At 69.9% G+C, this 26,738-nt stretch carries 14 protein-coding genes and 2 pseudogenes; 11 read left to right on the top strand and 5 right to left on the bottom strand.

Translation table 11 applies throughout. The features are described 5' to 3' along the window. Nucleotides 1–462: 462 nt before the first annotated feature. Nucleotides 463–1,053: an acyl-CoA-like ligand-binding transcription factor gene (locus ACZ7IB_RS00250; protein WP_470907906.1), complete on the bottom strand. Its 591-nt coding sequence runs from the start codon at nucleotides 1,051–1,053 to the stop codon at nucleotides 463–465. Between the two features lie 403 nt (nucleotides 1,054–1,456). Between ACZ7IB_RS00250 and ACZ7IB_RS00245 the strand changes: the two genes are divergently transcribed. Continuing rightward, on the top strand, nucleotides 1,457–2,257 hold the full coding sequence (locus ACZ7IB_RS00245; RefSeq protein ID WP_470907905.1) for a putative protein N(5)-glutamine methyltransferase: 801 nt from the start codon (nucleotides 1,457–1,459) through the stop codon (nucleotides 2,255–2,257). 38 nt (nucleotides 2,258–2,295) lie between these two features. Here the strand turns inward: ACZ7IB_RS00245 and ACZ7IB_RS00240 are convergent, their stop codons facing one another. Together ACZ7IB_RS00240 and ACZ7IB_RS00235 are read right to left on the bottom strand one after the other, a co-directional pair. Beyond that, nucleotides 2,296–2,625 carry a DUF6191 domain-containing protein gene (locus tag ACZ7IB_RS00240; protein ID WP_470907903.1) on the bottom strand — a complete coding sequence of 110 codons (330 nt, stop codon included), beginning with the start codon at nucleotides 2,623–2,625 and terminating at the stop codon, nucleotides 2,296–2,298. Nucleotides 2,626–2,700: 75 nt separating this feature from the next. After that, nucleotides 2,701–3,212 (bottom strand): annotated as a pseudogene (locus ACZ7IB_RS00235) (pyridoxamine 5'-phosphate oxidase family protein). 132 nt (nucleotides 3,213–3,344) lie between these two features. Between ACZ7IB_RS00235 and ACZ7IB_RS00230 the strand changes: the two are divergent. Beyond that, a complete protein-coding gene (locus ACZ7IB_RS00230; RefSeq protein WP_470907902.1) occupies nucleotides 3,345–6,335 on the top strand; it encodes a bifunctional [glutamine synthetase] adenylyltransferase/[glutamine synthetase]-adenylyl-L-tyrosine phosphorylase in 2,991 nt (996 codons plus the stop codon). Nucleotides 6,336–6,539: 204 nt separating this feature from the next. Continuing rightward, nucleotides 6,540–8,137, top strand: a pseudogene (locus tag ACZ7IB_RS00225) (amidohydrolase). Between the two features lie 133 nt (nucleotides 8,138–8,270). Here ACZ7IB_RS00225 and ACZ7IB_RS00220 read toward each other — a convergent pair. Both ACZ7IB_RS00220 and ACZ7IB_RS00215 read right to left on the bottom strand, forming a co-directional pair. Next, nucleotides 8,271–9,233, bottom strand: a complete 963-nt coding sequence (locus ACZ7IB_RS00220) for a phosphatase PAP2 family protein (RefSeq protein WP_470907900.1) — start codon at nucleotides 9,231–9,233, stop codon at nucleotides 8,271–8,273. Between the two features lie 86 nt (nucleotides 9,234–9,319). Beyond that, nucleotides 9,320–10,387, bottom strand: coding sequence for a LacI family DNA-binding transcriptional regulator (locus ACZ7IB_RS00215; protein ID WP_470907899.1), 1,068 nt, complete (start codon nucleotides 10,385–10,387; stop codon nucleotides 9,320–9,322). Nucleotides 10,388–10,746: 359 nt separating this feature from the next. On the opposite strand from ACZ7IB_RS00215, the gene ACZ7IB_RS00210 reads away from it, so the two are divergent. The 8 genes from ACZ7IB_RS00210 to ACZ7IB_RS00175 all read left to right on the top strand — a co-directional run bounded on the left by ACZ7IB_RS00210 (nucleotide 10,747) and on the right by ACZ7IB_RS00175 (nucleotide 26,561). After that, nucleotides 10,747–12,015, top strand: coding sequence for an extracellular solute-binding protein (locus tag ACZ7IB_RS00210; RefSeq protein WP_470907897.1), 1,269 nt, complete (start codon nucleotides 10,747–10,749; stop codon nucleotides 12,013–12,015). 19 nt (nucleotides 12,016–12,034) lie between these two features. Continuing rightward, nucleotides 12,035–13,051 (top strand): carbohydrate ABC transporter permease, encoded by a 1,017-nt coding sequence (locus tag ACZ7IB_RS00205; RefSeq protein ID WP_470907895.1) that lies wholly within the window; start codon nucleotides 12,035–12,037, stop codon nucleotides 13,049–13,051. Continuing rightward, the gene (locus tag ACZ7IB_RS00200; protein WP_470908722.1) at nucleotides 13,045–13,941 is read left to right on the top strand and encodes a sugar ABC transporter permease; all 897 of its coding nucleotides are present in this window, start codon (nucleotides 13,045–13,047) and stop codon (nucleotides 13,939–13,941) included. Before ACZ7IB_RS00205 ends, ACZ7IB_RS00200 begins: the two co-directional genes overlap by 7 nt. A 101-nt stretch (nucleotides 13,942–14,042) precedes the next feature. Further along, the gene (locus ACZ7IB_RS00195) at nucleotides 14,043–15,719 is read left to right on the top strand and encodes a glycoside hydrolase family 13 protein (RefSeq protein WP_470907893.1); all 1,677 of its coding nucleotides are present in this window, start codon (nucleotides 14,043–14,045) and stop codon (nucleotides 15,717–15,719) included. Next, nucleotides 15,704–16,771 carry a LacI family DNA-binding transcriptional regulator gene (locus ACZ7IB_RS00190; RefSeq protein ID WP_470907891.1) on the top strand — a complete coding sequence of 356 codons (1,068 nt, stop codon included), beginning with the start codon at nucleotides 15,704–15,706 and terminating at the stop codon, nucleotides 16,769–16,771. Before ACZ7IB_RS00195 ends, ACZ7IB_RS00190 begins: the two co-directional genes overlap by 16 nt. Before the next feature lie 412 nt (nucleotides 16,772–17,183). Continuing rightward, complete coding sequence (locus tag ACZ7IB_RS00185; protein WP_470907889.1) at nucleotides 17,184–18,890, top strand: carbohydrate-binding module family 20 domain-containing protein; 1,707 nt, start codon at nucleotides 17,184–17,186, stop codon at nucleotides 18,888–18,890. A 132-nt stretch (nucleotides 18,891–19,022) separates the two neighbouring features. Then, nucleotides 19,023–24,335 (top strand): pullulanase-type alpha-1,6-glucosidase, encoded by a 5,313-nt coding sequence (gene pulA / locus ACZ7IB_RS00180; RefSeq protein ID WP_470907888.1) that lies wholly within the window; start codon nucleotides 19,023–19,025, stop codon nucleotides 24,333–24,335. Nucleotides 24,336–24,524: 189 nt separating this feature from the next. Beyond that, a complete protein-coding gene (locus ACZ7IB_RS00175; RefSeq protein ID WP_470907886.1) occupies nucleotides 24,525–26,561 on the top strand; it encodes an ATP-binding protein in 2,037 nt (678 codons plus the stop codon). The last annotated feature ends 177 nt before the right edge of the window (nucleotides 26,562–26,738 follow it).

Below are 26,738 nucleotides of genomic sequence, written 5' to 3'. Positions count from 1 at the left end.
CGGTAAGCAGCCCCGACAGCGTCGGGACGGGCCGGCACTGCCGGACAGCCCGGGTCCGGCAAGCGAGACGGGAAGGTGCACGCGAGGAGTCAGTGCTTGACGCCCCGGAACGGCGCCCCGTCCGTCCTGGAGTCCGAGCGTCCCCGCCGGAGGCATGTCTTGAAGCCGCGGGCTTGGTTCTCGGCTCACGCCCTGGGCCTATCCACGCGGGCGCGCGTCGGCGGCGGCAGCGCCGAGCGGGCCGAAGTCAGGAGCGCGGGTGCAGCCAGAGCCGGGTGCCTCGACGAAGCAGCAAAATTCCTACCGTGCAGATGCAGCCCTCGGCGGTGACGAAACTGATGGGCCGTCTGCGGGCCGTCGGAGGCCGGCCCATGGTGACCAACAACGTGCCCGCGGGCGCGCAGAGCTGCGATCACCTGCCAGGTGATGCGGGGCCGAGGGGCCTTTCGGGCCGCGCCCGTCTCAGTCGAACCGGCAGGCCATCTCGTCCAGGATCTCGTCGATCACCTCGGCGGGCTCCCGGGCCGGGTCCTCCTCGATCCACATACGCATGGCGATCCGTAGCGAGGAGAGGAACGCCGCGGCCAGGATCAGGGGGCGGACCGACTTCTCCGACGGGCTCTGGCGGGACGCCACGGCCTCGGTCAAGTCCCGTTCCAGGGCTGCATGGTTGGCGAGCTGCCGGGCGAGCAGCGAGGGGTGCTGCATCGCCAGCCTGGTCCGCAGGGCCCACTCGCGTTCCGGTGGTGCGACCCGTTCGGCGAACTGTGTCATGGCCGCCCGCAGTGCCGCCCATGCGGTCTCCTCGGCAGGCCGCTCGCGCACGGTCCGGACGAGGTCCCTGATCTGCTGCTCCTCGCCGTGGAGGAGGGCGTCTTCCTTGCCCGTGAAGTAGTTGGAGAACGTTCTGCGGGAGATCCCGGCCGCGTCCGCGACGGCCTCCACCGTGACGTGGTCGAAGCCGTGCTCGACGGTCAGCCGCAATGTCGCCTCGTGCACGGCCTGCCTGGTGGCTTCTTTCTTGCGTTCCCGCAGTCCCACAGAGCTCTCCATGGGTTCATTATCTCCGCGCCGAGAATAATTGCGCAGTGGGCAAAATTGCTCGTACGTCGCCGCGAACCCGCTCTCGCCATCGTCGCGAGCCTCGCGGCCGGCATGGCGATGTCCGGCGGCGCGGTCTGCCTCGGCCGGTGCTTCACCCAAGCCACGGCGGCGGAACGCGACTGGCAGTACCGGCGCCTCCCCCGGACATCTCCGTCAAGTGGCCTTCCCGGCCGGGCACACCGGCTGAGGCCGCGACTGCGGTAGTGTGACCCATCCCAACACGGGGACCGACCAAGGAGGTGAGACCCATTACCGCTGTATCAGGCTGGGTGCTCACCCCTCACGATCGCGTGGTCGACCCGACATAATCGACCGCGGAGCGCCCATCGGCTTTCCCGAAAGGCTGCGCTTCATGTCGGTTTCCGCTTCACCGCTCGCCGTTTCCTCCATCGTCACCACACTCCGCGCCGCCGGCTGCGTATTCGCCGAGGACGAGGCGGAGTTGATCGTCTCCACGGCCGCCGACCACGCCGAACTCACGGCCATGGTCGAACGGCGGGCCGCCGGACTGCCCCTCGAACACGTCCTCGGCTGGGCCGAGTTCAGCGGTCTTCGGGTCGCCGTGGACCCCGGCGTCTTCGTACCCCGTCGCCGCACCGAGTTCCTGGTCCGGCAGGCTGCCGCCCTCGCCGGGCCCGGGGCGGTCGTCGTCGACCTCTGCTGCGGTTCGGGAGCCCTCGGTACCGCGCTCGCCGCAACGCTTGGCCGGATCGAACTGCACTCCGCCGACGTTGAACCCGCAGCCGTACGGTGCGCCCGCCGCAACATCGGCGACGCGGGCCGGGTGTACGAGGGCGACCTCTTCGAGCCGCTCCCCGGATCGTTGCACGGCCGGGTGGAGATTCTGCTCGCCAATGTGCCGTACGTACCGACGGAGGACGTCGAACTGCTGCCCCCGGAAGCCCGTATCCACGAACCGCGCGTCGCACTCGACGGGGGAAGGGACGGCCTCGACGTCCTGCGGCGGGTCACCGCCGAGGCTCCGCGGTGGCTGGCACCGGGCGGGCATCTGCTGGTCGAGACGAGCGAACGGCAGGCGGCCCGGGCCGAGGAGACCATCGCCCGTAGCGGCCTGATCCCGCGTGTCGTCACCTCTGACGAGCTGTACGCGACCGTCATCATCGCGACCCGGCCGGAGCCGTCCGGGAACTGAGCGCGGACGGGCGCAGAGGCGGCCCGGTCCGGCCCGGCTCAGGATTTCGGCTTCCGCCGGACCACCGCCGTCCCGGCGTCCAGGTCCACCCCCATGCGGGGCGGCGCGCCGTCCAGCGCGTCGTCCTTCAGGACCTGTTCCTCCACCCGGTGCTCGATCTCCACGCGCTTCGCCGAGTTGAGGAACGCGTGCAGCTCATCGGCGACCGAGGCCCCCACGCCCAGCCCATGACGAGGCGTGCGGGCCGCGAGGACACGTCGCAGCCAATCGGGCCGGCCGGTACGGACGACGGCGTAGCGGGCAGAGGCCAGCAGGAACGGCACCATCACCAGCACGGCCATCGCTAAGAGGCTCGACATCATCACCATGCCCGTCTCAACGCCAGGCGCCGGCCGCCGTTCCCGCCGTCGTACGGCGAGCCGGGGGCTGCGCAGCCCAGCCGATCAGCTGAACCACCACCGCGTCCGGCTGTACGTGGTGCCCTTGCCGAAGCCGAACACCGTACGCGGTGACACCTCGAACACCAACGCCACATGGCCCGCGTGCCGGAACGTGCCGTCCTGGACGTCGAAGCGCCATTCGGGGCCGTACTTCGACTCCCAGGCCGCGGCCGGCCGGTTCAGCCGGTCTCCGTCCGTCACACGCTCCGCCCGGCCCTCGACCACCACGTCGATCCCGTCCGACAGAGTGTTGTTACCGGTGGTCAGTACCACTTCCGGGTTGGCGGCGAGATTCCGGCCCTTGCGTTCCGACGCGCCCGTGCTGAAGTACAGCGCGTCCTTTGACCACACCCCGATCAGTGGGGTGACATGCGGGCGGCCGTCCGGACGGACCGTGCTCAGCCAGTACATCTCCGCCCTGGTCAGAAGCTCTTTCGCCGCCGACCAAGGCTGGCCGTCGCGCTGTCGTGGCTGTAACGGGTATCCAGCTCGGCGAAGGGTTCGAATCCGGACATGCGGGCCTCCCGGTCGGTCCTTGAAGCGAGCCTGCCCCCGAACGCGGACGGCGCACCCGCTACGAATGCATCGGTGCGAGGCTAGGCTCGGAACGCTGGAATGTGTGTGGACGGCGAGCGGGAGAGCACGGAATGACGACGGTGCCGGGGCGCAGGAGCAGTACGTTCACCCGACTGCTGCGGCACGGTTTCACCGACCCCTCCGCGGCCGAGCGGCTCCTCGACCTGCCCGAGCTGTCGTCCGTACGCTCCGATCCGGTGCTGCTCGACGCCCTCGGGGCCACCGCCGACCCCGATCTGGCACTGCGCGGCGTCGTCCGGCTGGTGGAGGCCGAGCAGCCGGACGAGCGGCAGGTCCTCCTGGACACCCTCGTCACCGCCAAACCGCTGCGGGACCGGCTGCTCGGGGTGCTCGGGGCATCCGAGGCGCTCGGTGACCATCTCGCCCGCCATCCCCACGACTGGCATGCGCTCGTCACCTACGAGGCCACCGATCTGCACCCCGGGGTGGCCGAATTCGAGCAGGGGCTCGCCGGGGCCGACGACCCCGACTCGCTGCGCGTCGCCTACCGCCGGTGCCTGCTGGCCATAGCGGCCCGTGACGTGTGCGGTACGACGGACGTCGCCGAGGCTGCCGCCGAACTGGCCGATCTGGCCACGGCGACCCTGCGGGCGGCGCTCGCCATCGCCCGTACGGCCGCACCCTCCGACGCCGCCCAGTGCCGGCTCGCCGTCATCGCGATGGGCAAGTGCGGTGGGCACGAGCTGAACTATGTCTCCGACGTCGACGTCATCTTCGTCACGGAACCGGTCGACGGCTACGAGGAGAGCGCAGCCGTGCAGGCCGCCACCCGGCTGGCCGCGCACATGATGCGGATCTGCTCCGACACGACCGTCGAGGGCACCATCTGGCCCGTCGACGCCAACCTCCGTCCCGAGGGCCGCAACGGGCCCCTCGTACGGACGCTGTCCTCGCACCTTGCGTACTACCAGCGCTGGGCCAAGACCTGGGAGTTCCAGGCGCTCCTCAAGGCCCGGCCGGTGGCCGGCGACCCCGAACTGGGCGCGGAGTACGTCGAGGCCGTCTCGCCGCTCGTATGGCAGGCCGCGGACCGCGAGAACTTCGTCGCCGACGTACAGAAGATGCGCCGCCGGGTCGTCGACAACATCCCCGCCGACCGTGTCGACCGCGAGATCAAGCTCGGTCCCGGCGGGCTGCGGGACGTCGAATTCGCCGTACAACTGCTCCAGCTGGTGCACGGCCGCAGTGACGCCACCCTGCACAGCGGCACCACCCTGGAGGCCCTTCGGGCGCTCGCCGCGGGCGGCTATGTGGGGCGGGTGGACGCCGCGCAGCTGGACGACGCGTACCGCTTCCTGCGCGCCATGGAGCACCGGATCCAGCTCTACCGGCTGCGCCGCACCCATCTGGTCCCGGAGGACGAGGCGGATCTGCGGCGGCTCGGGCGCTCCCTCGGGATGCGTGCGGACCCGATCACCGAGCTCAACCAGGCGTGGAAGCGGCACGCCTCCGTGGTGCGGCGGCTGCACGAGAAGCTGTTCTACCGGCCGCTGCTCGATGCCGTCGCCCAGCTCGCGCCCGGCGAGTCCAGGCTCAGCGCGAAGGCGGCCAAGCACCGGCTCGAAGCCCTCGGATACGCCGATCCGGCCGCCGCGCTGCGGCACCTGGAGGCGCTGTCGTCCGGGGTGTCGCGCAAGGCCGCCATCCAGCGCACCCTGCTGCCGGTGCTGCTCGGCTGGTTCGCGGACTCCGCCGATCCGGACGCCGGGCTGCTCGGCTTCCGCAAGGTGTCCGACGCCCTCGGCAAGACCCCCTGGTACCTGCGGCTGCTGAGGGACGAGGGCGCGGCCGCGGAGAATCTCGCCCGGGTGCTTTCGGCCGGCCGGCTCGCCCCCGACCTGCTGCTCCGTGCGCCCGAGGCGGTGGCGATTCTCGGCGATCCGCAGGGGCTGAAGCCCCGCAGCCGGGAGCACCTGGAGCAGGAGGTGCTGGCCGCGGTGGGGCGCGCGGAGGGTGCCGAATCCGCCGTCGCCGTGGTCCGCGGGGTGCGTCGGCGCGAGCTGTTCCGGACCACGGCCGCGGACCTCATCGGCTCGTACGGTACGGAGGAGAGCCCCGCCGAGGAGGACCCCGGGGCTCTCGTCGACCGGGTCGGCAACGCTGTCACCGATCTCAACGCCGTCACGATCGCGGGAGCCTTGCGCGCCGTCGTACGCGAGCAGTGGGGGGACACCCTCCCCACCCGGTTCACGGTGATCGGCATGGGCCGTTTCGGCGGACACGAGCTCGGATACGGCTCCGACGCCGATGTGCTGTTCGTCCACTCACCGCGCGAGGGCGTCGACGAGCAGGAGGCGGGCCGGGCCGCGAACCAGGTGGTGTCCGAGATGCGGAGACTGCTGCAACTGCCCACCGCCGACCCGCCGTTGATCATCGACGCGGATCTGCGGCCGGAGGGCAAGAGCGGGCCGCTGGTGCGTACGCTGCGGTCGTACGAGGCCTACTACCGGCGGTGGTCGCTGGTCTGGGAGAGCCAGGCGCTGCTGCGCGCCGAGCCGATGGCCGGTGACGAGGAACTCGGCCGTGACTTCGTCGAGTTGATCGATCCGCTGCGCTACCCGATGGAGGGCCTCGGGGAGGACGCGGTCCGCGAGATCCGCCGCCTGAAGGCCCGGATGGAGTCCGAACGGCTGCCGCGCGGCGCTGACCCGACACTCCACACCAAGCTGGGGCGCGGCGGGCTGAGCGATGTCGAGTGGACGGTCCAGCTGATGCAGATGCAGCACGGCTGGGTGGAACCGGGGCTGCGGACGACCCGTACCCGCGAGGCGCTGGCCGCGGCGTGCGCGGCGGAGCTGATCTCGGGCGAGGACGCGCAGACGCTGGACGAGGCGTGGGTGCTGGCGACGCGGGTCCGCAATGCGGTGATGCTGGTACGGGGGCGGCCGGGCGACACGTTTCCGTCGGGGCCGCGTGAACTCACGGCGGTGGGTCGGTACTTGGGGTACGAGCCGGGGCATGTCGGGGACATGCTGGACGACTACCGGCGGATTACGCGGCGGGCGCGCGCAGTGGTGGAGGAGCGGTTCTACGGGGCGTGAGGGGGTGCCCGCTACGGCGCGGGGTCTTTCGGGGCTCCGTCCCGGAGCCCCGGTCCTCGAGCCCCGGACGGGTTGAGGGGATGTCCTCAAGGCCGGGCGGCTCGGTGCGTACGCCCGGTTCGCGGCCGAGCCGTCACCGCCGGAGGGGGCCGTGACCGTCCCCGGCCCCGCCGTATCCACCACCACCGTCTAAGGAGTCCCACCGTGCCCGCAGCCGATCTCCTCCTCACCGGAGCCCGTGTCCGCACCCTCGACCCGGCCCGGCCCGAAGCCACCGCCGTGGCGGTCAAGGACGGAGTGATCACCGCCGTCGGCGACGAGGCCGGACTGCGCGAGTGGCACGGGACCGGCACGGAGAGAGTCGACCTGGCCGGGGCCACCCTCACGCCCGGCCTGGTCGACGCGCACAGCCACCCCGTCTGGGGCCTGGAGATGGCCACCGGCACGGACCTCACCGCCGTCCGCGACCTCGACCAGCTGCGCGCCGCACTCGCCGGGGCCGAACGGACCGAGGGCTGGGTCATCGCCTGGGGCCTGGACCACAACGCCTTCGGCGGCCGGCCCGTCGACCGGCCCTCATCGAGGACGCCATCGGTGGCGCACCCGCCTTCATCCGGCTCTATGACGGGCACTCCGCCCTGGTCAGCGGCGCGGCCCTGGAACGCGCCGGGATCGCAGGCCCCCGCACCTTCGCCCAGCGCTCCACCGTCGTCTGCGACCCCGACGGGCGTCCCACCGGCCATCTGGTCGAGCACGCCGCGATGGATCTGGTCGTCGGACTGCTGCCCAGGCACTCGTACGCCGAGCGCCGCACCCGCCTCGTGGAACTCCTCTCCGGCATGGCCGCCACCGGTCTGACCGGGGCCCATGTGATGGACCTCGGCGACGGGTCCGTGCCCGAGCTGCTGGCCGCGGTGGAGGAGGAGACGGATCTGCCGGTACGGCTCCGGCTGGCCCCCTGGTGCATGCCGGGCGCCGACAAGGAGGCCCTGGACGAACTGGTACGTGTGCAGAGCGAGGCGGGACGCCTCTGGCGGGTCGGCGGCGTGAAGTTCTTCATGGACGGCACCGTCGAGGGCGGCACCGCGTGGCTGGAACACGCCGACTGCCACGGGGAGGGCACCGAGGCGTTCTGGCCGGACCCGGAGGCGTACACCGCTGCTGTTCACCATCTGCACCACGCCGGGGTGGGGACCGCCACGCACGCCATCGGGGACGCGGCCGTGCGGCATGTGCTGGACACGGTGGAGGCGCTGGGGGAGAGCGGCCGGCTCCGCCACCGCATCGAGCACATCGAGACCGTGCCACGGGGCCTGGCCGCCCGGTTCGCCTCGCTCGGGGTGATCGCCTCGATGCAGCCCACGCACACCGCGTACACCCGTGCCGACCACACCGACGAGTGGTCGAAACGGCTCGGCGACGAGCGGGCCGGCCGGGCCTGGCGCTGTCGGGACCTGCGCGATGCCGGGGCGTATCTGACGCTGGGCTCGGACCGGCCGATCGCCCACTACGACGTACGGCAGGTGCTGGCCACGGCCCGGCTGCGGCGGCTGCCCGGGGCGTACGACACCGAGCCGGTCACCGCTGAGCAGGCGCTGACGGGGCTGATGGCACTGGAGGGATGCACCTCGCACGCCGCGGTCGCTGCCGGGGAGTGGGGCGTGGCGGGGCGGATCGCCGTGGGATACCGGGCCGATCTGACGGCGCTCGGGGTGGACCCGGTGCTTGCCCCGGCGGACGAGGTGGGGGAGGCACCGGTGAGGGTCACGGTGTGCGGGGGGCGTGTGGTGCACAGGGGGTGAGGGGCGGGGCGGCGTGGAGGGAGTGGGCGCCTGCGGCGGGCCTGTTCCCCTGCCCGCCCCTTCCCGGCAGCATCGATATGCGGCTCCGCCCCGGACCCCGGTGCTCAATCGCCGGACAGGCTGAAAGATGTCCTCAAACGCCGGACGGGCTTGAATTGCGCGCTGCCGGGTCCGTCGCCGGGTGTTGCGCCCGGATCGGCGTGCCCGCGGACAGGCCGGCCGGCCGTGACCTCCCCCGGGGCGGCGCAACCCGCTTCGGGAGGTGGTGCGGCAGCGAGCCGTACCAGGCGTACGAGATCGCGTAACCGAAGGCCAGACACGTCATGCCACCCAGCGCGTCCAGCCAGAAGTGGTTGGCGGTCGACACGATCACCAGCAGGGTGACGGCCGGGTAGAGCAGGCCCAGGATGCGCGCCCAGGGGGCGGAGGCCAGCGCGAAGATGGTCAGGCCGCACCAGAGCGACCAGCCGATGTGCATCGAGGGCATCGCCGCGTACTGGTTCGACATGTTCTTGAAGTTGCCCGAGGCCATCGATCCCCAGGTCTGATGGATCAGGACGGTGTCGATGAAGTGGCCGCCGTTCATCAGGCGGGGCGGTGCCAGTGGATACAAGTAGTAGCCGAGCAGTGCCAGGGCCGTGGTCGCGAACAGGGCCAGACGGGCCGCCGAGTAACGGCCGGGGTGACGGTGGAACAGCCACACCAGCACACAGACGGTGGCGATGAAGTGCAGTGTCGCGTAGTAGTAGTTCATCGAGACGATCAGCCATGTCACGGAATTCACCGCATGGTTGACCGTCTGCTCCACGGCGATGCCCAGGTAGGTCTCGACCGACCAGATCCGGTCGGCATTGTGCAGGGCCTCGGCCTTCTGCTCGGGGACGGCGTTGCGCACCAGCGAGTAGACCCAGTAACTGGCTGCAATCAGCAGGATTTCGAACCAGATGCGCGGCCGGCGAGGGGATCGCAGGGAACGCAGTCTCGCCGGGCCGCCGCCCTGCCACCCGGCGTTCGCCGTGGGGACCGCCTCGTCCACGATGGGTGACGCGGTGGCCTCCGGCCGGCCTTTCTGTGACGTCACGCTCAATTCACCCATAGGCACAGAGTCTGCCAGAAATGTTCCCTCGCCCGATCATCCTCCGATCGGTTTGGGGCCGCACATCTGACCGTTGGTACTGCGCGCTAGGAGCGGGCGTGCGATCCTGGAACGGCTCCGGAGGCGGAGGCCGGAGCGGGCCCGGGACCTGCGGCCGTTGAACCGCGAACGACCAGTTCGGGCATGAAGACGAACTCGCTGTGCGGAGCGGGTGTGCCGCCGATCTCCTCCAGGAGGGTGCGCACGGCGGCCTGGCCCATTGCCGTGACCGGCTGACGGATCGTGGTCAACGGCGGATCGGTGAACGCTATGAGCGGCGAGTCGTCGAAACCGACCACCGACAGATCGCGCGGCACCTCCAGCGACAGCCGGCGGGCGGCCCTGATCGCGCCGAGCGCCATCATGTCGCTCGCGCACACCACCGCCGTGCAACCCCGCTCCATCAGCGCCGACGCGGCGGCCTGCCCGCCCTCCAGGGTGAACAGCGAGTGCTGGATCAGCTCTTCCACCTCGTCCGGGGCGAGCTTCAACTGCTCCTGCACGGTGGAACGGAAGCCCTCGATCTTGCGCAGGACCGGCACGAACCGCTTGGGCCCTACCGCCAGGCCGATCCGCTGATGGCCCAGCGACACGAGATGGGTCACCGCGAGCCGCATCGCGGCCCGGTCGTCCGGCGAGATGAACGGCGCCTGCACCTTGGGTGAGAAGCCGTTGACCAGGACGAACGGGACGCCCTGGGCGCGCAGTTGCTCGTAGCGCTGCATATCGGCCGAGGTGTCGGCGTGCAGCCCGGAGACGAAGATGATGCCCGAGACACCGCGGTCGACCAGCATCTCGGTCAGCTCGTCCTCGGTGGAGCCGCCGGGGGTCTGGGTCGCCAGCACCGGGGTGTAGCCCTGCCGGGTCAGCGCCTGGCCGATGACCTGGGCCAGCGCCGGAAAGATGGGGTTCTCCAGCTCGGGCGTGATCAGCCCGACCAGTCCCGCGCTGCGCCTGCGCAGCCGTACGGGCCGTTCGTAGCCGAGAACGTCGAGCGCGGCGAGAACGGATTCACGGGTGGCCGCTGCAACACCGGGCTTGCCGTTCAGTACACGGCTGACCGTCGCTTCGCTGACCCCCGCCTGAGTTGCGATATCGGCAAGCCGTGCGGTCATGGAAGTGGACTGTACCGGGCGTATGTCGGATTGCCCACCATCCACAGGAATCGGACGACCGTACCTGTGGGGTGGTCCGGGGTGGGATCGCGGCAACATCTTGCAAGGTCTTGCGAGCCCGGATTGCGGATCGCAGTCAGATCGTCGCACTACGGGATCGTGGGCTGTGGCCTGCCACTGCCAGGAATTGACGGCTCGCGTCAAGAGGCTTGACGGCAACCGTGCGGACACGCGAATGTAACGATCGTCGGCGCTTGCAGAAATCTTCCGCAAACTCTTTCGGCGTTCTTTCATCCTTGTTACGTTCACGTCGACCCGGCGCCGCGACGGAGCGGTACGGCAGTTGAAGGAGTTCACAGATGCGACGTGGCATAACGGCCACCGCCCTGGTCGCGGCCCTGGCGCTCGCGGCGACCGCCTGCGGCGGTGACACCGACGGCACGAGCAAGAGCTCGGGCGAGCTCTCCGGCACGGTGACGTGGTGGGACACCTCCACCGTGGGCAGCGAGGACAAGGTCTTCAAGAAGATCGCTGAGGACTTCACCAAGCAGCACCCGAAGGTGCACATCAAGTACGTCAACGTGCCCTTCGGCGACGCGCAGAACAAGTTCAAGAACGCGGCCCAGTCCGGCTCCGACGCCCCCGACGTCATCCGCTCCGAGGTCGCCTGGACCCCCGAGTTCGCGGACCTCGACTACCTCGCCCCGCTGGACGGCACCCCCGCGCTGCAGAGGCCGGACGACTTCCTGAAGCAGGCCGCCGCGTCCACCAAGTACAACGGCAAGACGTACGCGGTGCCGCAGGTCATCGACTCCATGGGCATCTTCTACAACAAGAAGATCTTCAAGGAGGCCGGCGTCGAGGTCCCCAGGACCGTCGACGAGCTGAAGACCGTCTCCAAGAAGATCAAGGACAAGACCGGCAAGACCGGTATGTACCTGCGTGGCGACGACGCGTACTGGTTCCTCTCCTTCCTGTACGGCGAGGGCGGCGACATGGTCGACGCCTCCACCAAGTCCGTCACCATCGACAACCCCGAGGGCGTCAAGGCGATGAAGGTCGTCAAGGACCTCGTCGACTCCGGTGCGGCCAAGACCGATGCCACGGACGGCTGGGACAACATGCAGTCGTCCTTCAAGGACGGCAAGGTCGCCATGATGATCAACGGCCCGTGGGCCATCGCCGACACCTATGCCGGCAAGGAGTTCAAGGACAAGGCCAACCTGGGCATCGCCCCGGTCCCGGCCGGCTCCGCCGGACAGGGTGCCCCGCAGGGCGGTCACAACCTGGCCGTCTACGCGGGCTCGAAGAACCTCGACGCCTCCTACGCGTTCGTCGACTACATGACGTCCGCGGACACCCAGGCCGAGGTCACCAAGGAGTTGGGCCTCCTGCCGACCCGTACCTCCGCCTACGCCAAGCAGGAAGTCGTCGACAGCGAGATCGTCGGCTTCTTCAAGCCCGTCGTCGAGACCGCCGTCGAGCGCCCCTGGATCCCGGAGACCGGCAGCCTCTTCGCGCCGCTCGTCACCGAGTACACCAAGGTCCTCACCGGCCAGGCCACGCCGGAGAAGGCCGTCAAGACGACCGGCGACTCCTACCGCAAGCTCCTCAAGGGCTGGAAGTAACAGGAAGGCAGGCCGGCTGATGGCTGTCCACACCAGCCAGTCGGTGGCGAAGGCCGCGGGCGACGACGTCGCCCGCGGCCGTAGCCGCGGTACTGGCACCCCCCCGCCGCCGGGCAGGCTCCGGCGTGCTCTGTCGACCCACTGGTACGCCTGGACCATGGTCGCCCCGGTCGTCCTCGTGATCGGCGTGATCATCGGCTACCCGCTGGTCCGCGGCATCTACCTGTCGATGACCGATGCCAATGAGCGCAACGTCGAGCGGTCCATCGGTGTCAACCACTCGCCCGCCACGTACAAGTTCGTGGGCCTGGACAACTACACCGAGGCGATCACGGGCGACCAGTTCCTCGGCACGCTCGGGTGGACCCTGGTGTGGACGGTCTCCTGTGTGGCCATCACCTTCTCCCTCGGCATGGCCCTCGCCAACATCCTCAACCGCAGAATCGCCGGCCGCTCCGCGTACCGGATGGCGCTCATCCTGCCCTGGGCCATCCCCGGCTTCGTCTCCGTCTTCGCCTGGCGCTTCCTCTACAACAAGGACCGCGGGCTGCTCAACAAGATCCTCTCCGGCGGCGGATTCGACGGCATCCCGTGGCTGAACGACCCGACCTGGGCGAAGTTCTCCGTCATCGCCGTCAACGTCTGGCTCGGCGTGCCGTTCATGCTGGTCGCCCTGCTCGGCGGACTGCAGTCGATCCCCAGCGAGCAGTACGAGGCCGCCGAGATGGACGGTGCCACCGCATGGCAGCGCTTCCGCCACATCACGCTGCCCGGACTGCGGCCGGTCTCCACCACGGTGATCCTGCTCTCCACCATCTGGACCTTCAACATGTTCCCGGTGATCTTCCTGCTGACCGGCGGCGGACCGGGCGACGCCACCCAGATCCTGGTCACCCAGGCGTACAAGTTCTCCTTCGAGATCAGCCCGCGCGACTTCGCGCAGTCCTCCACCTGGGGCGTACTGATCCTCGTACTCCTGCTGATCTTCGCCGCCGTCTACCGGCGAGTCCTGCGCACCCAGGGAGACGACTGGTGACCACCGCCCCCGCAACCACCGTCCCGGCGACCCCCGCACGGCACTCCGTGCGCAAGGTCCGGCTGCGCGGCGAGCGTTCGCCGATCGCCTCCGTCGGGCTGCACCTCACACTCATCGTCGCGTCCGTGATCGCCGTCTTCCCCGTGCTGTGGGTTCTGCTCACCTCGCTGAAGCCCGCCGCGTACGCGACCACCACGGACTTCTTCAAAGAGACCACGTTCGAGAACTACACGAACCTGATCCGGGACACGAAGTTCCTCACCTGGTTCGGCAACTCCCTGCTCGTCGCGGGGCTCACCACACTCCTCGGCGTCATCATCTCCGCCTCCACCGGTTACGCCGTCAGCCGCTTCCGCTTCCCCGGCAAGCGCGGGCTGATGTGGACGCTGCTGATCACCCAGATGTTCCCGGTCGCCGTCCTCATCGTGCCGATCTACAACATCATGTCGGGCATGGGGCTGCTGAATCAGCCCGCCGGCCTCGTCATCACCTACCTCACCATCTCGGTGCCGTTCTGCGCCTGGATGATGAAGGGCTTCTTCGACACCATCCCGCGCGAGATCGACGAGTCGGGCCAGGTCGACGGCCTCACCCCGTTCGGCACGTTCTGGCGGCTCATCCTGCCGCTCGCCAAGCCCGGCCTCGCCGTCACCGCGTTCTACTCCTTCATCACCGCGTGGGGCGAAGTGGCGTACGCCTCCGCCTTCATGGTCGGCGAGGACAACCTCACCCTCGCGGGCGGACTGCAGCTCTTCGTCAACCGGTACGGGGCCCAGTGGGGGCCGATGACCGCCGCGTCCGTGCTCATCGCGATACCCGCGGCCCTGGTCTTCCTCTTCGCCCAGCGCCATCTCGTCACCGGCATGTCCGCCGGAGCCGTCAAGGGCTGACGCAGCACGCCCCGTACGACCCGCACGCACCAAGTCACGGCGTCGCCGGAATCCCGACCCGGTCCCGGCGACGCTCCCCACCCAGACACCCCAGGGACGACATGACCCAGCACCTCGCTGCCCCCTCCACCGGCACGTCCGACGACGCTCCGGGCCACCGCACCGGCTGGTGGCAGGACGCGGTGATCTACCAGGTCTATCCGCGGAGCTTCGCCGACGGCAACGGCGACGGCATGGGCGATCTCGCAGGCGTACGGGACAGGCTTCCGTACCTCAAGGACCTCGGCGTCGACGCGGTCTGGCTCAGCCCGTTCTACGCGTCCCCGCAGGCCGACGCGGGCTACGACGTCGCCGACTACCGTGCCATCGACCCGATGTTCGGCACCTTGCTGGACGCCGACGCGCTGATCCGGGACGCCCACGACCTGGGCCTGCGGATCATCGTGGACCTGGTGCCCAACCACTCCTCCGACCAGCACGAGTGGTTCAAGCGCGCCCTCGCCGAGGGCCCCGGCTCCGCGCTGCGCGAGCGCTACCACTTCCGCCCCGGCAAGGGCGCGGACGGCGAACTCCCGCCCAACGACTGGGAGTCCATCTTCGGCGGCCCCGCCTGGACCCGGACCACCGACCCGGACGGCACCCCGGGCGACTGGTACCTGCACCTCTTCGCACCCGAGCAGCCCGACTTCAACTGGGAACACCCGGCCGTCGCCGACGAGTTCCGCTCGATCCTGCGCTTCTGGCTCGACATGGGCGTCGACGGCTTCCGGGTCGACGTCGCCCACGGCCTCGTCAAGGCCGAGGGCCTGCCCGACCTCGGCACCCACGACCAGCTCAAGCTGCTCGGCAACGACGTCATGCCGTTCTTCGACCAGGACGGGGTCCATGAGATCTACCGCTCCTGGCGCACCATCCTCGACGAGTACCCCGGCGAACGCATCGCCGTCGCCGAGGCCTGGACCCCGACCGTCGAGCGCACCGCCAACTATGTGCGCCCCGACGAGATGCACCAGGCGTTCAACTTCCAGTACCTGTCAACCGCCTGGGACGCCGCCGAGCTCCGCAAGGTCATCGACACCTCGCTGGACGCGATGCGTCCGGTCGGCGCCCCCACCACCTGGGTGCTCTCCAACCACGACGTGACCCGGCACGCCACCCGGTTCGCCAACCCGCCCGGCCTCGGCACCCAGATCCGTACGGCCGGCGACCGCGAGCTGGGCCTGCGCCGCGCCCGCGCCGCCACCCTGCTGATGCTGGCGCTGCCCGGTTCCGCGTACGTCTACCAGGGTGAGGAGCTCGGCCTGCCCGACGTCACCGACCTGCCCGACGAGGACCGTCAGGACCCGTCGTTCTTCCGCGCGGAGGGCCAGGACGGCTTCCGCGACGGCTGCCGGGTGCCGATTCCGTGGACCCGCGGCGGCAGCTCGTACGGCTTCGGCAGCGGCGGCAGCTGGCTGCCCCAGCCCGACAGCTGGGGTGGGCTGAGCGTCGAGGCGCAGACCGGCGACGCGGGCTCCACGCTGGAGCTGTACCGGGCCGCGATCGCCGCCCGCCGGGTCCACCCGGGGCTCGGCGCCGGCACCGCGGTGGAGTGGCTCCAGGCCCCCGAGGGTCTACTGGTCTTCGCCCGCCCCGGATTCGTCTGCACCGTCAACACGACAGGCCGTCCGGTACGCATCCCCGTACGCGGCACCGTCCTGCTCTCCAGCACCCCTCTCGCCGCCGACGGCGCCGAGATCGAGCTGCCCGCGGACACCACGGTGTGGTGGACGGTGTGACCGTCCCCCTGCCCAGAGGCCCTGGGACCGGCGGTGCGCCGAGGCTCTCGGACATCGCCGGCCAGGCAGCGGTCAGCGAGGCGACCGTCAGCCGGGTGCTCAACGGGAAACCGGGCGTCGCGGACACCACGCGGCAGCGGGTGCTCGCGGCGCTGGACGTCCTCGGCTACGAACGCCCCGTACGGCTGCGGCAGCGCAGCGCCGGGCTGATCGGACTGGTGACGCCCGAGCTCACCAACCCGATCTTCCCGGCGTTCGCGCAGTCCGTCGAACAGGCCCTGGCCGGGCACGGCTACACCCCGGTGCTCTGCACCCAGACACCCGGCGGCGCCACCGAGGACGAGCTCGTCGAGCAGCTCGTCGAACGGGGCGTCGGCGGGATCGTCTTCCTCTCAGGGCTGCACGCCGACCTGTCGGCCGACCCGGCCCGGTACGCCGCACTCACCGAGCGCGGTGTGCCCTTCGTCCTGATCAACGGCTACAACGAACGGATCAACGCCCCGTTCGTCTCGCCCGACGACTCCGCCGCCGTACGGATGGCCGTCGGCCACCTCGCCGATCTCGGTCACCGCAGGGTCGGCCTGGCCATCGGACCGCAGCGCTACGTGCCGTCCCGCCGCAAACGCGAGAGTTTCCTCGACGCCGCCGTGAACCTCCTCGGCCTGGGCCGGACCGAGGCCGAACTCCTGGTCTGCTCCGCGTTGTTCGGCGTCGAGGGCGGCCAGGTCGCGGCTGGTGCGCTGCTCGACCAGGGGTGCACGGGCATCGTCTGCGGCAGCGACCAGATGGCGCTCGGCGTGGTGCGTGCGGCCCGGGCCCGCGGACTCGGCGTGCCGCGCGATGTGTCAGTGGTGGGCTTCGACGACTCGCAGCTGATCGCGTTCACCGACCCGCCGCTGACGACGGTGCGTCAGCCCGTGCAGGCGATGGCGGCCGCCGCGGTGAGCGCCCTGCTGGAGGAGATCGGCGGCAGCCCGGTGCAGCGTACGGAGTACGTCTTCCAGCCGGAGCTGGTGGTACGGGGGTCCACGGCCGCGGTCCGCGGCGTCTGAGGCCCGGCCCGAAGGTGTCCGGGCGTACAGGAGAGGCACCGGGAGTCGGCCCTGAATGGGCCGGCGGGGAGTGAGCGACTCCGGGTGCCTCTCTTGTCCGTGACCGGCCCGGCCGGCCGGGCGCGTGGGGTCCGGGGTCACCGGAACCCCCGGCCGACCGGACCGGAGTCGGGAGAAACTTAACAGCGTTGCAATGTTTTGCGTAAGGCCTTGCAGGAAGAAAACTGCTGGATTTCGTGGATGTAAGCGGGCGGTGTCCAAAGGGTTGACCGAGGCCGGGCAGGCTCGTACGGTCTCCACCGCGGCAAGGTTTGCATTCTTGCAGCAAGAACCTTCAGGAGCCTTGAGGGCAGGGCGCGTTGCCACGTGAGGCTGCACCGTCACCCGCATTTCCCCCACAGCAGGAGGAAACATGGCACGCAGACCACTGTCTGCAGCGCTCGCCCTGATAGCAGGCGCCGCCGCTCTCGTGGCCCCCACCACGACCGCCCAGGCCTCCACCCCGGGCGACAAGGACGTCACCGCCGTTCTCTTCGAGTGGAAGTTCGACTCCGTGGCCAAGGCGTGCACGGACTCCCTCGGCCCGGCCGGCTACGGCTACGTACAGGTCTCGCCGCCGCAGGAACACATCCAGGGCGGCCAGTGGTGGACCTCGTACCAGCCGGTCAGCTACAGGATCGCCGGACGGCTCGGCGACCGCGCCTCCTTCGCCAACATGGTCAGCACCTGCCACAGCGCGGGCGTCAAGGTCGTCGCCGACTCCGTCATCAACCACATGTCGGCGGGATCGGGCACCGGCACCGGCGGCTCCTCGTACACCAAGTACAACTACCCCGGCGTGTACTCCGCGGCCGACATGGACGACTGCACCGCGCAGATCAGCAACTACCAGGACCGGGCCAACGTCCAGAACTGCGAACTCGTCGGCCTCGCCGACCTGGACACCGGCGAGGACTACGTCCGCGGCAGGATCGCCGCATACCTCGACGACCTGCTCTCCCTCGGCGTCGACGGTTTCCGCATCGACGCCGCCAAGCACATGCCCGCGGCCGACCTCGCCGACATCAAGTCGCGGCTGAGCAACCCCGGCGTCTACTGGAAGCAGGAGGCGATCTACGGTGCGGGCGAGGCGGTCTCGCCCGACGAGTACACCGGCACGGGGGACGTCCAGGAGTTCCGCTACGCCCGCAGCCTCAAGCAGGTCTTCAACAACGAGAACCTCGCCTACCTGAAGAACTTCGGCGAGGGCTGGGGCTTCATGCCGTCGTCGAAGGCCGCGGTCTTCGTCGACAACCACGACACCGAGCGCGGCGGCGACACCCTGAACTACAAGGACGGCGCCAACTACACCCTCGCCAGTGTCTTCATGCTGGCCTGGCCGTACGGCTCGCCCGACGTCCACTCCGGCTACGAGTGGACCGACAAGGACGCCGGTCCGCCGGGCGGCGGCACGGTGAACGCCTGTTACAGCGACGGCTGGAAGTGCCAGCACGCCTGGCGCGAGATCTCCTCCATGGTCGGCTTCCGCAACACCGCGCGAGGCGAGGTGGTCACCGACTGGTGGGACAACGGCGGCGACCGGATCGCGTTCGGCCGCGGCTCCAAGGCGTATGTCGCGATCAACCACGAGGGCTCCTCGCTGACCCGGACGTTCCAGACGTCGCTGCCCGCCGGTGACTACTGCGACATCCAGTCCGGCAACGGCGTCACCGTCAACGGCTCCGGCCAGTTCACCGCGACGCTCGGTGCCGACACGGCCCTGGCGCTCCAGGTGAACGCGCGTACCTGCGCGGGCGGCGGCACCACGGACCCGGGCACCAGCACCTCCGGTGCCTCGTTCGGCGTCGACGCCATCACGCAGCTGGGCCAGAACATCTACGTGACCGGCAACCAGGCCGCCCTCGGCAACTGGAACACCGGCAGCGCGCTGAAGCTCGGCCCGGCCACGTACCCGGTCTGGAAGCTTGATGTGAATATGCCTGCCGATACGTCGTTCGAGTACAAGTACCTCCGCAAGGACGCGAGCGGCAACGTCACCTGGGAGAGCGGCGCGAACCGCACCGCGACGGTTCCGTCCTTTGGCAAGGCGACGCTGACGAGCGACGTCTGGCGCAGCTGAACCCGGTGCCAGGGCCGGGGCGGCTGACCACGTCGTCCCGGTCCGGGGGCTGAACCGGGGTCGGGGGTCCACCCCGCAGGACCGTCCACCCCGAGAACCCCATAAGCCTCGCAACCAAGGAGACCCTGCCCCGTGTCCCGTATCTCCCTCAGACGGGGAGTCGTCGCCGCTCTGTGCGCTGCGCTCCTCCCCGTCGTCCCGGCGGCATCCGCGTCCGCTGCGCCGAGGCCCCCGGGCCCGCCGTCGGACGCGGCGCTCGCCGCCGAGCCCGCCCGTCACGATCTGACGCGTGAACAGTTCTACTTCGTCATGCCTGACCGGTTCGCGAACGGAGACACCTCCAACGACCGTGGCGGGCTCACCGGTTCACGCCTGGAGACCGGCTACGACCCCACGGACAAGGGCTTCTACCAGGGCGGCGACCTCAAGGGCCTGACCGAGCGGCTCGACTACATCAAGGGTCTCGGCACCACCGCCATCTGGCTCGCCCCGATCTTCAGGAACCGCCCCGTCCAGGGCACCGGCAAGGACGCATCGGCCGGCTACCACGGCTACTGGATCACCGACTTCACCCAGGTCGACCCGCACTTTGGCACCAACGCCGACCTGTCGAGACTGATCGACAAGGCCCACGGCAAGGGCATGAAGGTCTTCTTCGACGTCATCACCAACCACACCGCGGACACCGTCGACTACGCCGAGAAGACCTACGGCTACCGGCCGAAGGGCTCCTACCCGTACCTCGACAAGGACGGCCGCCCGTTCGACGACAGCAAGGGCCTGGCGAAGGTGGACGCGGACTCGTTCCCGTACACACCGAAGAACACGGGCAACAAGGTCCCGGCCTGGCTCAACGACCCGGCGATGTACCACAACCGCGGCGACTCGACCTACGCCGGTGAGTCCACCACGTACGGCGACTTCTCCGGCCTCGACGACCTGTGGACCGAGCGGCCCGAGGTCGTCTCCGGCATGGAGAAGATCTACGAGAAGTGGGTCCGGGACTTCGATATCGACGGTTTCAGGATCGACACCGTCAAACACGTCGACCTGGACTTCTGGACCCAGTGGGCGACCGCCCTCGACACCTACGCGGCCAAGCACGGGCGCAAGGACTTCTTCATGTTCGGCGAGGTCTACTCCGCCGACACCGCCATCACCTCGCCCTACGTCACCCGGGGCCGGCTCGACGCGACGCTCGACTTCCCGTTCCAGGAAGCGGCCAGGCAGTACGCCTCGCAGGACGCCCCGGCCTCGGAACTCGCCGCCGTCTTCGGTGACGACTACCGGTACACCACCGACAAGGCCAACGCCTACGAGCAGGTCACCTTCCTCGGCAACCACGACATGGGACGCATCGGCTCCTTCCTGAAGCAGGACAACCCGAAGGCCGATGACGCGGAACTCGTCAAGCGCGCACAGCTCGCCAACGAGCTGATGTTCCTCAGCCGCGGCAACCCCGTCGTCTACTACGGCGACGAGCAGGGCTTCACCGGCGCGGGCGGCGACAAGGACGCCCGCCAGACCATGTTCGCCTCGAAGACCGCCGACTACCTCGACGACGACCAGCTGGGCACCGACCGCACCCACGCCTCTGACGCGTACGGCACGAAGCACCCGCTCTACCGGAACATCGCCGCGCTCTCCGAGCTGACCAGGAAGAACCCGGCTCTGCGCAACGGCGTCCAGACCGAGCGCTACGCACGGGACTCCGTCTACGCGTTCTCCCGTACGGACGCCGGGCAGGGCCACGAGTACGTCGTCGCCACGAACAACGGCACCGGACCGAGGACCGTCGAGCTGCCCACCGCGTCGGCCGGCATGAACTTCCATACGTTGTACGGCGGGTCGGGTACGGTCCGTAGCGACGCCGGCAAGAAGATCACCGTCACCGTGCCCGCCCTCTCCAGCATCGTGCTGCGCGCCGGGAAGGCGATGGGCGACCCCACTGCCAGGCCCTCGGTCACCCTGAAGGCGCCCGACGCCAAAGCCACCGGCACCGTCGAGATCTCCGCCGACGTCGACGGCGGACAGCTGAACCGGGTTGTCTTCGCCGCCCAGACCGGCAACGGGAAGTGGGTCACGCTCGGCTCCGCCGACCACGCCCCGTACAAGGTCACCCAGACCGTGGGCGACGCGGTGTCCTCCGGAACACCCTTGCGGTACAAGGCGGTTGTCGTCGACCGCGCCGGCCGCACCGCGAGTGCCCTCGCCTCGTCCACCGCGGGACAGGCACCCGCCACCGAGAAGCCCGTCGCGGTCGAGCGCGACTACGCCGTCGTCCACTACAGGCGTACGGACGGCGACTACGACGGCTGGCGGATCCAGGCGGGCGACAAGTCGGCCGGGTTCACCGGGCGGGACGCCTACGGGGCCTTCGCCTGGATCAAGCTCGACGAGGGCGCCTCCTCCCTCCCGTACACCGTGGAGAAATCCGGCACCGCCGACGGGCCCCGGCGCACCGTCGACCTCGCGAAGACCGGACAGGTCTGGATCGAGCAGGGCAAGGACGGCCAGGCCGACGAGGCCCCCGACGGCGCCTACCCGCCGCAGGACACCACAAAGGCCGTGCTGCACTACTACCGGGCCGACGGCGACTACGACGGCTGGGGGCTGCACACCTGGACCGGTGCCAAGGACCCCACCGACTGGGCCAAGCCGCTCCAGCCGGCGAAGAAGGACGCCTCCGGCGTCACCTTCGAGGTACCGCTCACCGACGGCGCGACCTCGCTCAGCTACATCCTGCACAAGGGTGACGAGAAGGACCTCCCCAGCGACCAGTCGCTCGACATCGCCACCTACGGGCGCGAGGTCTGGATGCTCGGCTCCACGCCCGGCTATCTGCTGCCGCAGACCGGCGGAGTACCCGCGCCCGACCTCACCAAGGCCGAGGCGCAGTGGATCGACTCCGACACCGTCGTGTGGAAGGTGAAGGCGACCGAAGCCACCAGCCAGCAGCTCGTCTACGCACCCGGCGGCGGCATCTCCGTCGTCGACGGGGCGCTCTTTGACGAGGGGCAGTGGCTGCGGCTCGCACCGTCCGCGCTGACCGACGCGCAGAAGGCGAAGTACCCGCACTTCAAGGACTATCCGGCGTTCACCGTCGACGTCCGCGACCGGGACAGGGTGCGTGAGGCGCTGCGCGGCCAGCTGATCGCCACCCAGCGCGCCGCCAACGGTGCGCTGCTCGCCGCCACCGGTGTACAGAGCGCGGGAGTGCTCGACGACCTCTACGGGAAGAACGCGGTCACCGCCTCGCTCGGCCCGGTCTTCGACCACGGCCGCCCCACGCTGTCCGTCTGGGCGCCCACCGCCGGGACCGTCGCCCTCGAACTCGACGGCCGCAGCGTCCCGATGCGCCGCGACGACCGCACCGGCGTCTGGTCCGTCACGGGCACCAAGGAGTGGACGGGCAAGCCCTACCGTTACGTCGTGAAGGTCTGGGCACCCACCGTCCAGAAGATCGTCACCAACAAGGTCACGGACCCCTACTCCACCGCACTGACCACGGACTCCGCGCGCAGCCTCGTGGTCGACCTCGACGACCCAGGCCTCGCGCCGAAGGGCTGGTCCGGGCTGAAGAAGCCCGCCGCCCTCCCGCTGCGTGACGCCCAGATCCAGGAGCTGCACATCCGCGACTTCTCGATCGCGGACCCCACCTCGAAGCACTCCGGCGATTACCTCGCCTTCACCGACACCCGCTCCGACGGGATGAAGCACCTCAAGCAGCTCGCCGACTCCGGCACCAGCTACGTCCATCTGCTGCCCGCCTTCGACATCGGCACCATCCCCGAGAAGAAGTCCGCCCAGCAGAAGCCGGCTTGCGATCTGTCCGTGTACGCCCCCGACTCCGAGCAACAGCAGGCCTGCGTGGCGAAGGCCGCGGCGCAGGACGGGTTCAACTGGGGCTACGACCCGCTGCACTACTCCGTCCCGGAGGGTTCGTACGCCTCCGACCCGGACGGCACGCGGCGGACCGTCGAGTTCCGGCAGATGGTGCAGGGGCTGAACGGCGCGGGTCTGCGGACCGTCATGGATGTCGTCTACAACCACACCGTGGCCTCCGGCCAGGACGGCAAGTCCGTGCTCGACCGGATCGTGCCCGGCTACTACCAGCGGCTGTTGGAGGACGGCACCGTCGCCACCTCCACCTGCTGCGCCAACACCGCACCCGAGAACACCATGATGGGCAAGCTCGTCGTGGACTCGGTCGTCACCTGGGCCAAGGAATACAAGGTCGACGGCTTCCGCTTCGACCTGATGGGCCACCATCCCAAGGCCAACATCCTCGCCGTCCGCAAGGCGCTCGACGCGCTGACCGTGGCCAAGGACGGCGTGGACGGCAAGAAGATCATCCTGTACGGGGAGGGCTGGAACTTCGGCGAGGTCGCCGACGACGCCCGCTTCGTCCAGGCCACCCAGAAGAACATGGCCGGCACCGGCATCGCCACCTTCTCCGACCGGTCCCGCGACGCCGTCCGCGGCGGCAGCCCCTTCGACGAGGACCCGGGCGTGCAGGGCTTCGCCACCGGCCTCTACACCGACCCCAACACCTCGACCGCCAACGGCACGAAGGCCGAACAGAAGGCCCGGCTGCTCCACTACCAGGACCTGATCAAGGTCGGTCTCACCGGCAACCTCGCCGGCTACACCTTCACCGACTCCTTTGGCAACACGGTCAAGGGGTCCGGCGTCGACTACAACGGCGCCCCGGCCGGATACGCCGCGGCCCCCGGCGACGCCCTCGCCTACGCCGACGCCCACGACAACGAGTCGCTGTACGACGCACTCGCGTTCAAGCTCCCGGCGGGCACATCAGCGGCGGACCGGGCCCGTATGCAGGTCCTGGCGATGGCGACGGCCACCCTCTCGCAGGGGCCCTCGCTCTCCCAGGCGGGCACCGATCTGCTGCGCTCCAAGTCCCTGGACCGCAACTCGTACGACAGCGGCGACTGGTTCAACGCCCTGCACTGGGACTGCCGCGACGGCAACGGCTTCGGCCGCGGACTGCCCCCGTCCGCCGACAACGAGTCCAAGTGGTCCTATGCCAGGCCGCTGCTGACCGGGGCCGCGCTCAGCCCCGGCTGCGCACAGATCAACGGCGCGTCCGCCGCGTACCAGGACCTGCTGACCATCCGCTCCACGGAGAAGGACTTCGACCTCTCCACCACCGAGCAGGTCCAGTCCGCCCTGTCCTTCCCCCTCTCCGGGAAGGACGAGACACCGGGTGTGATCACGATGAGGCTCGGAAAGCTGGTCGTCGTCCTCAACGCGACCCCCGGCACCGAGACCCAGAAGATCGCCGGCCTGGCTGGGCAGCAGTACACCCTGCATCCCGTCCAGGCTGCGGGCGCGGATTCTACCGTCAAGAAGTCGACGTACAAGAGGAGTTCGGGAAGCTTCACCGTCCCGGGGCGCACGGTGGCGGTGTTTTCCCTGAGCTGAGCCGTACGGGACTACGTTGAGAGGCAGCAGCCGCCGGGGAGTGCCGCTGCACCGCACTCCCGGGCGTGCCTCCTACCCCCCCGGCCGGTCCCGGCCCCTTTCCGGTGCACCAGGCGTCTTCCCATGCCTGCGCAGTACGGGAATCAGGGGCCGGGGCCGGCCGGTCCACCTGTTTCAGCGACGGTGACCATGGCGAGCAACATCCCCGAGGAGACAACGAGCTTTGTCGGACGGAAAGCGGAACTTGCCAGGCTCGAACACAGCCTCGCCGCGCACCGGCTGACCACACTCACCGGCAGCGGCGGTGTCGGCAAGACCAGGCTCGCGGTCCGCGCGGCCCGGCACGCGGTGGCCGGACACCGCGACGGCGTCCGGTGGGCGGATCTCTCACCGCTCCACGACGACGGACTGCTCATCGCGACCGTCTCCGACGCGGTCGGGCTCTGCGACCACACCCTGCGCATGCCCGTCGACGCGCTGTGCGAATGGCTCGTCGACAAGGAACTGCTGCTGGTCCTCGACTCGTGCGAGCATCTGCGCTCCGCGTGCGCGCATCTGCTCGGCGAAATCCTCACCACGTCACCCGGCCTCACCGTGCTCGCCACCAGCCGGCAGCCCCTGGGCATCAAGGGCGAGCAGCTCGTCGAGGTGGAACCGCTGCCCGTCGAGGGCGCGGCCGACGCGCTGACCCTGTTCCGGGACCGGGCCGCCGCGGCGGCCCCGGGGCTCGCCCTCGACGCGCCGGGCAACGCCGAGGCCGCCGCCGAGATCTGCCGCCGCCTCGAAGGCATTCCGCTCGCCATCGAACTCGCGGCGGGAGCCCTCTGCCGGGAAACCGTCGAGCAGGTCGCCGTACGGATCGGCTCCCGCTTCGACGTACCGACCGACGAATCGCTCCGGCTGCCGCGCCACCGCACCCTGCGCACCGCCATCGGCTGGAGCCACGAGCTGTGCACACCGCTGGAGCGGCTGCTCTGGGCCCGGCTGACCGTCCTGCGCGGCGACTTCGACGAGGCCGCGGCCCGCGAGATCTGCGCCGAAGGACCGCTCACCGAGGATGGTGTGACCGAGGCGCTGAACGGCCTGGTCGCCAAGTCGGTCGTCGGACGGGACGGCGTACGGCACCGCATGCTCGACACCATCCGCGAGTACGGACGGATGTGGCTCGCCGAGCTCGGCGAGGAACGGAACGCCGCCGACCGGCACGCCGCCTGTTTCCTCAGCCTTGCACGCCACGCCCACGCGGGCTGGACCGGCGACGAACAGATCATCTGGTACCACCGCATCGCCGAGTCGCACGCCGACCTGTGTGCCGCCCTCGACCACCTGCTGGCCCATGACACCGGAGCCGCCCAGGAGATGGCGGGCCGGATCGGCTTCTTCTGGTGCTGCTGCGGCCATCTGCCGCAGACCCGCGAATACGCCCAGCGCGCCCTGGACGCCGGACCGGCCGAAGGACCCCACCGCACCCGTGCCCTGTGGGTGCTGGGTATCACCGTCATGCTCCAGGGCGACTACCCGGCCGCCCGGCGCCTGGGCAGGGAGTGCACCAGGGCGGCGGCCCGCGACGGGGCCGACGAGGGCATCCTCGCCGCCGCCTATCTGTGCGGCCTCACCCATCTGATGACCGGCCGCCCCGAGGCGGGCCTCCGCCGGATCGACCGGGTACTGCGCACCACCGGCACCGCCACCCCGCTCGAAACGGCCTACCGGCTGCGCTGCCGGCTCATCACCGTCTTCGCCCTCACCAGCCTGGGACGGCTGGACGAGGCGGAGGCGGCGGCCCTGGTCCTGCGCGCGGCCTGCGAGGCCCAGGACGAGTGCTGGACCCGTAGTTACGTCGACTACCAACTCGCCCTGATCGCCCTGCTGCAGGGTGACGCAGACGCCTCCGCCGCCCACGCCCGCTCGATGCTCGCGGGCAAGCACCGCCTCCGGGACAGCTTCGGCATCGCGCTCGGCCTGGACATTCTGGCTGCGGCGATCGCCGCCCAGGGGGCGGGCGCCCGCGCCGCCCGGGTGTACGGCACGGGACAGGTCTACTGGCGCATGGTCGGCCACCCGCAACGCGGCACCCCGGAACTGGGCCCCCTGCGCGAGGCCTGCGAACGCCAGGCCCGCGCGGCCGTCGGTGACGCCGCCTACCAACGCGCCTTCGAAAGGGGCCGGGCGGACAACGCGGAGGCGGGCCTCGCGGCCGCGCTCCAGGGCGAACTGCTCAGCTAGGAGGGTGCTGAAGATCTTGGCCGGGCTCGCGACGCCCGGCACGCACATCTGCGGCGTTGCCGAAACGTCCTGATAGCTCCGCTATGAGGACGCTCCGGCGCCTTGCAGCTGCACGCACCGAACGTCGCTCCCTGATCCGGCCAAGATCTTCAGCACCCTCCTAGGGCCCTTCAGCAC

Source organism: Streptomyces sp. NPDC037301, from assembly GCF_055602785.1.
Note: the sequence above shows the minus strand (reverse complement) of the source record. Positions and strands in the feature narration are given on the sequence as shown.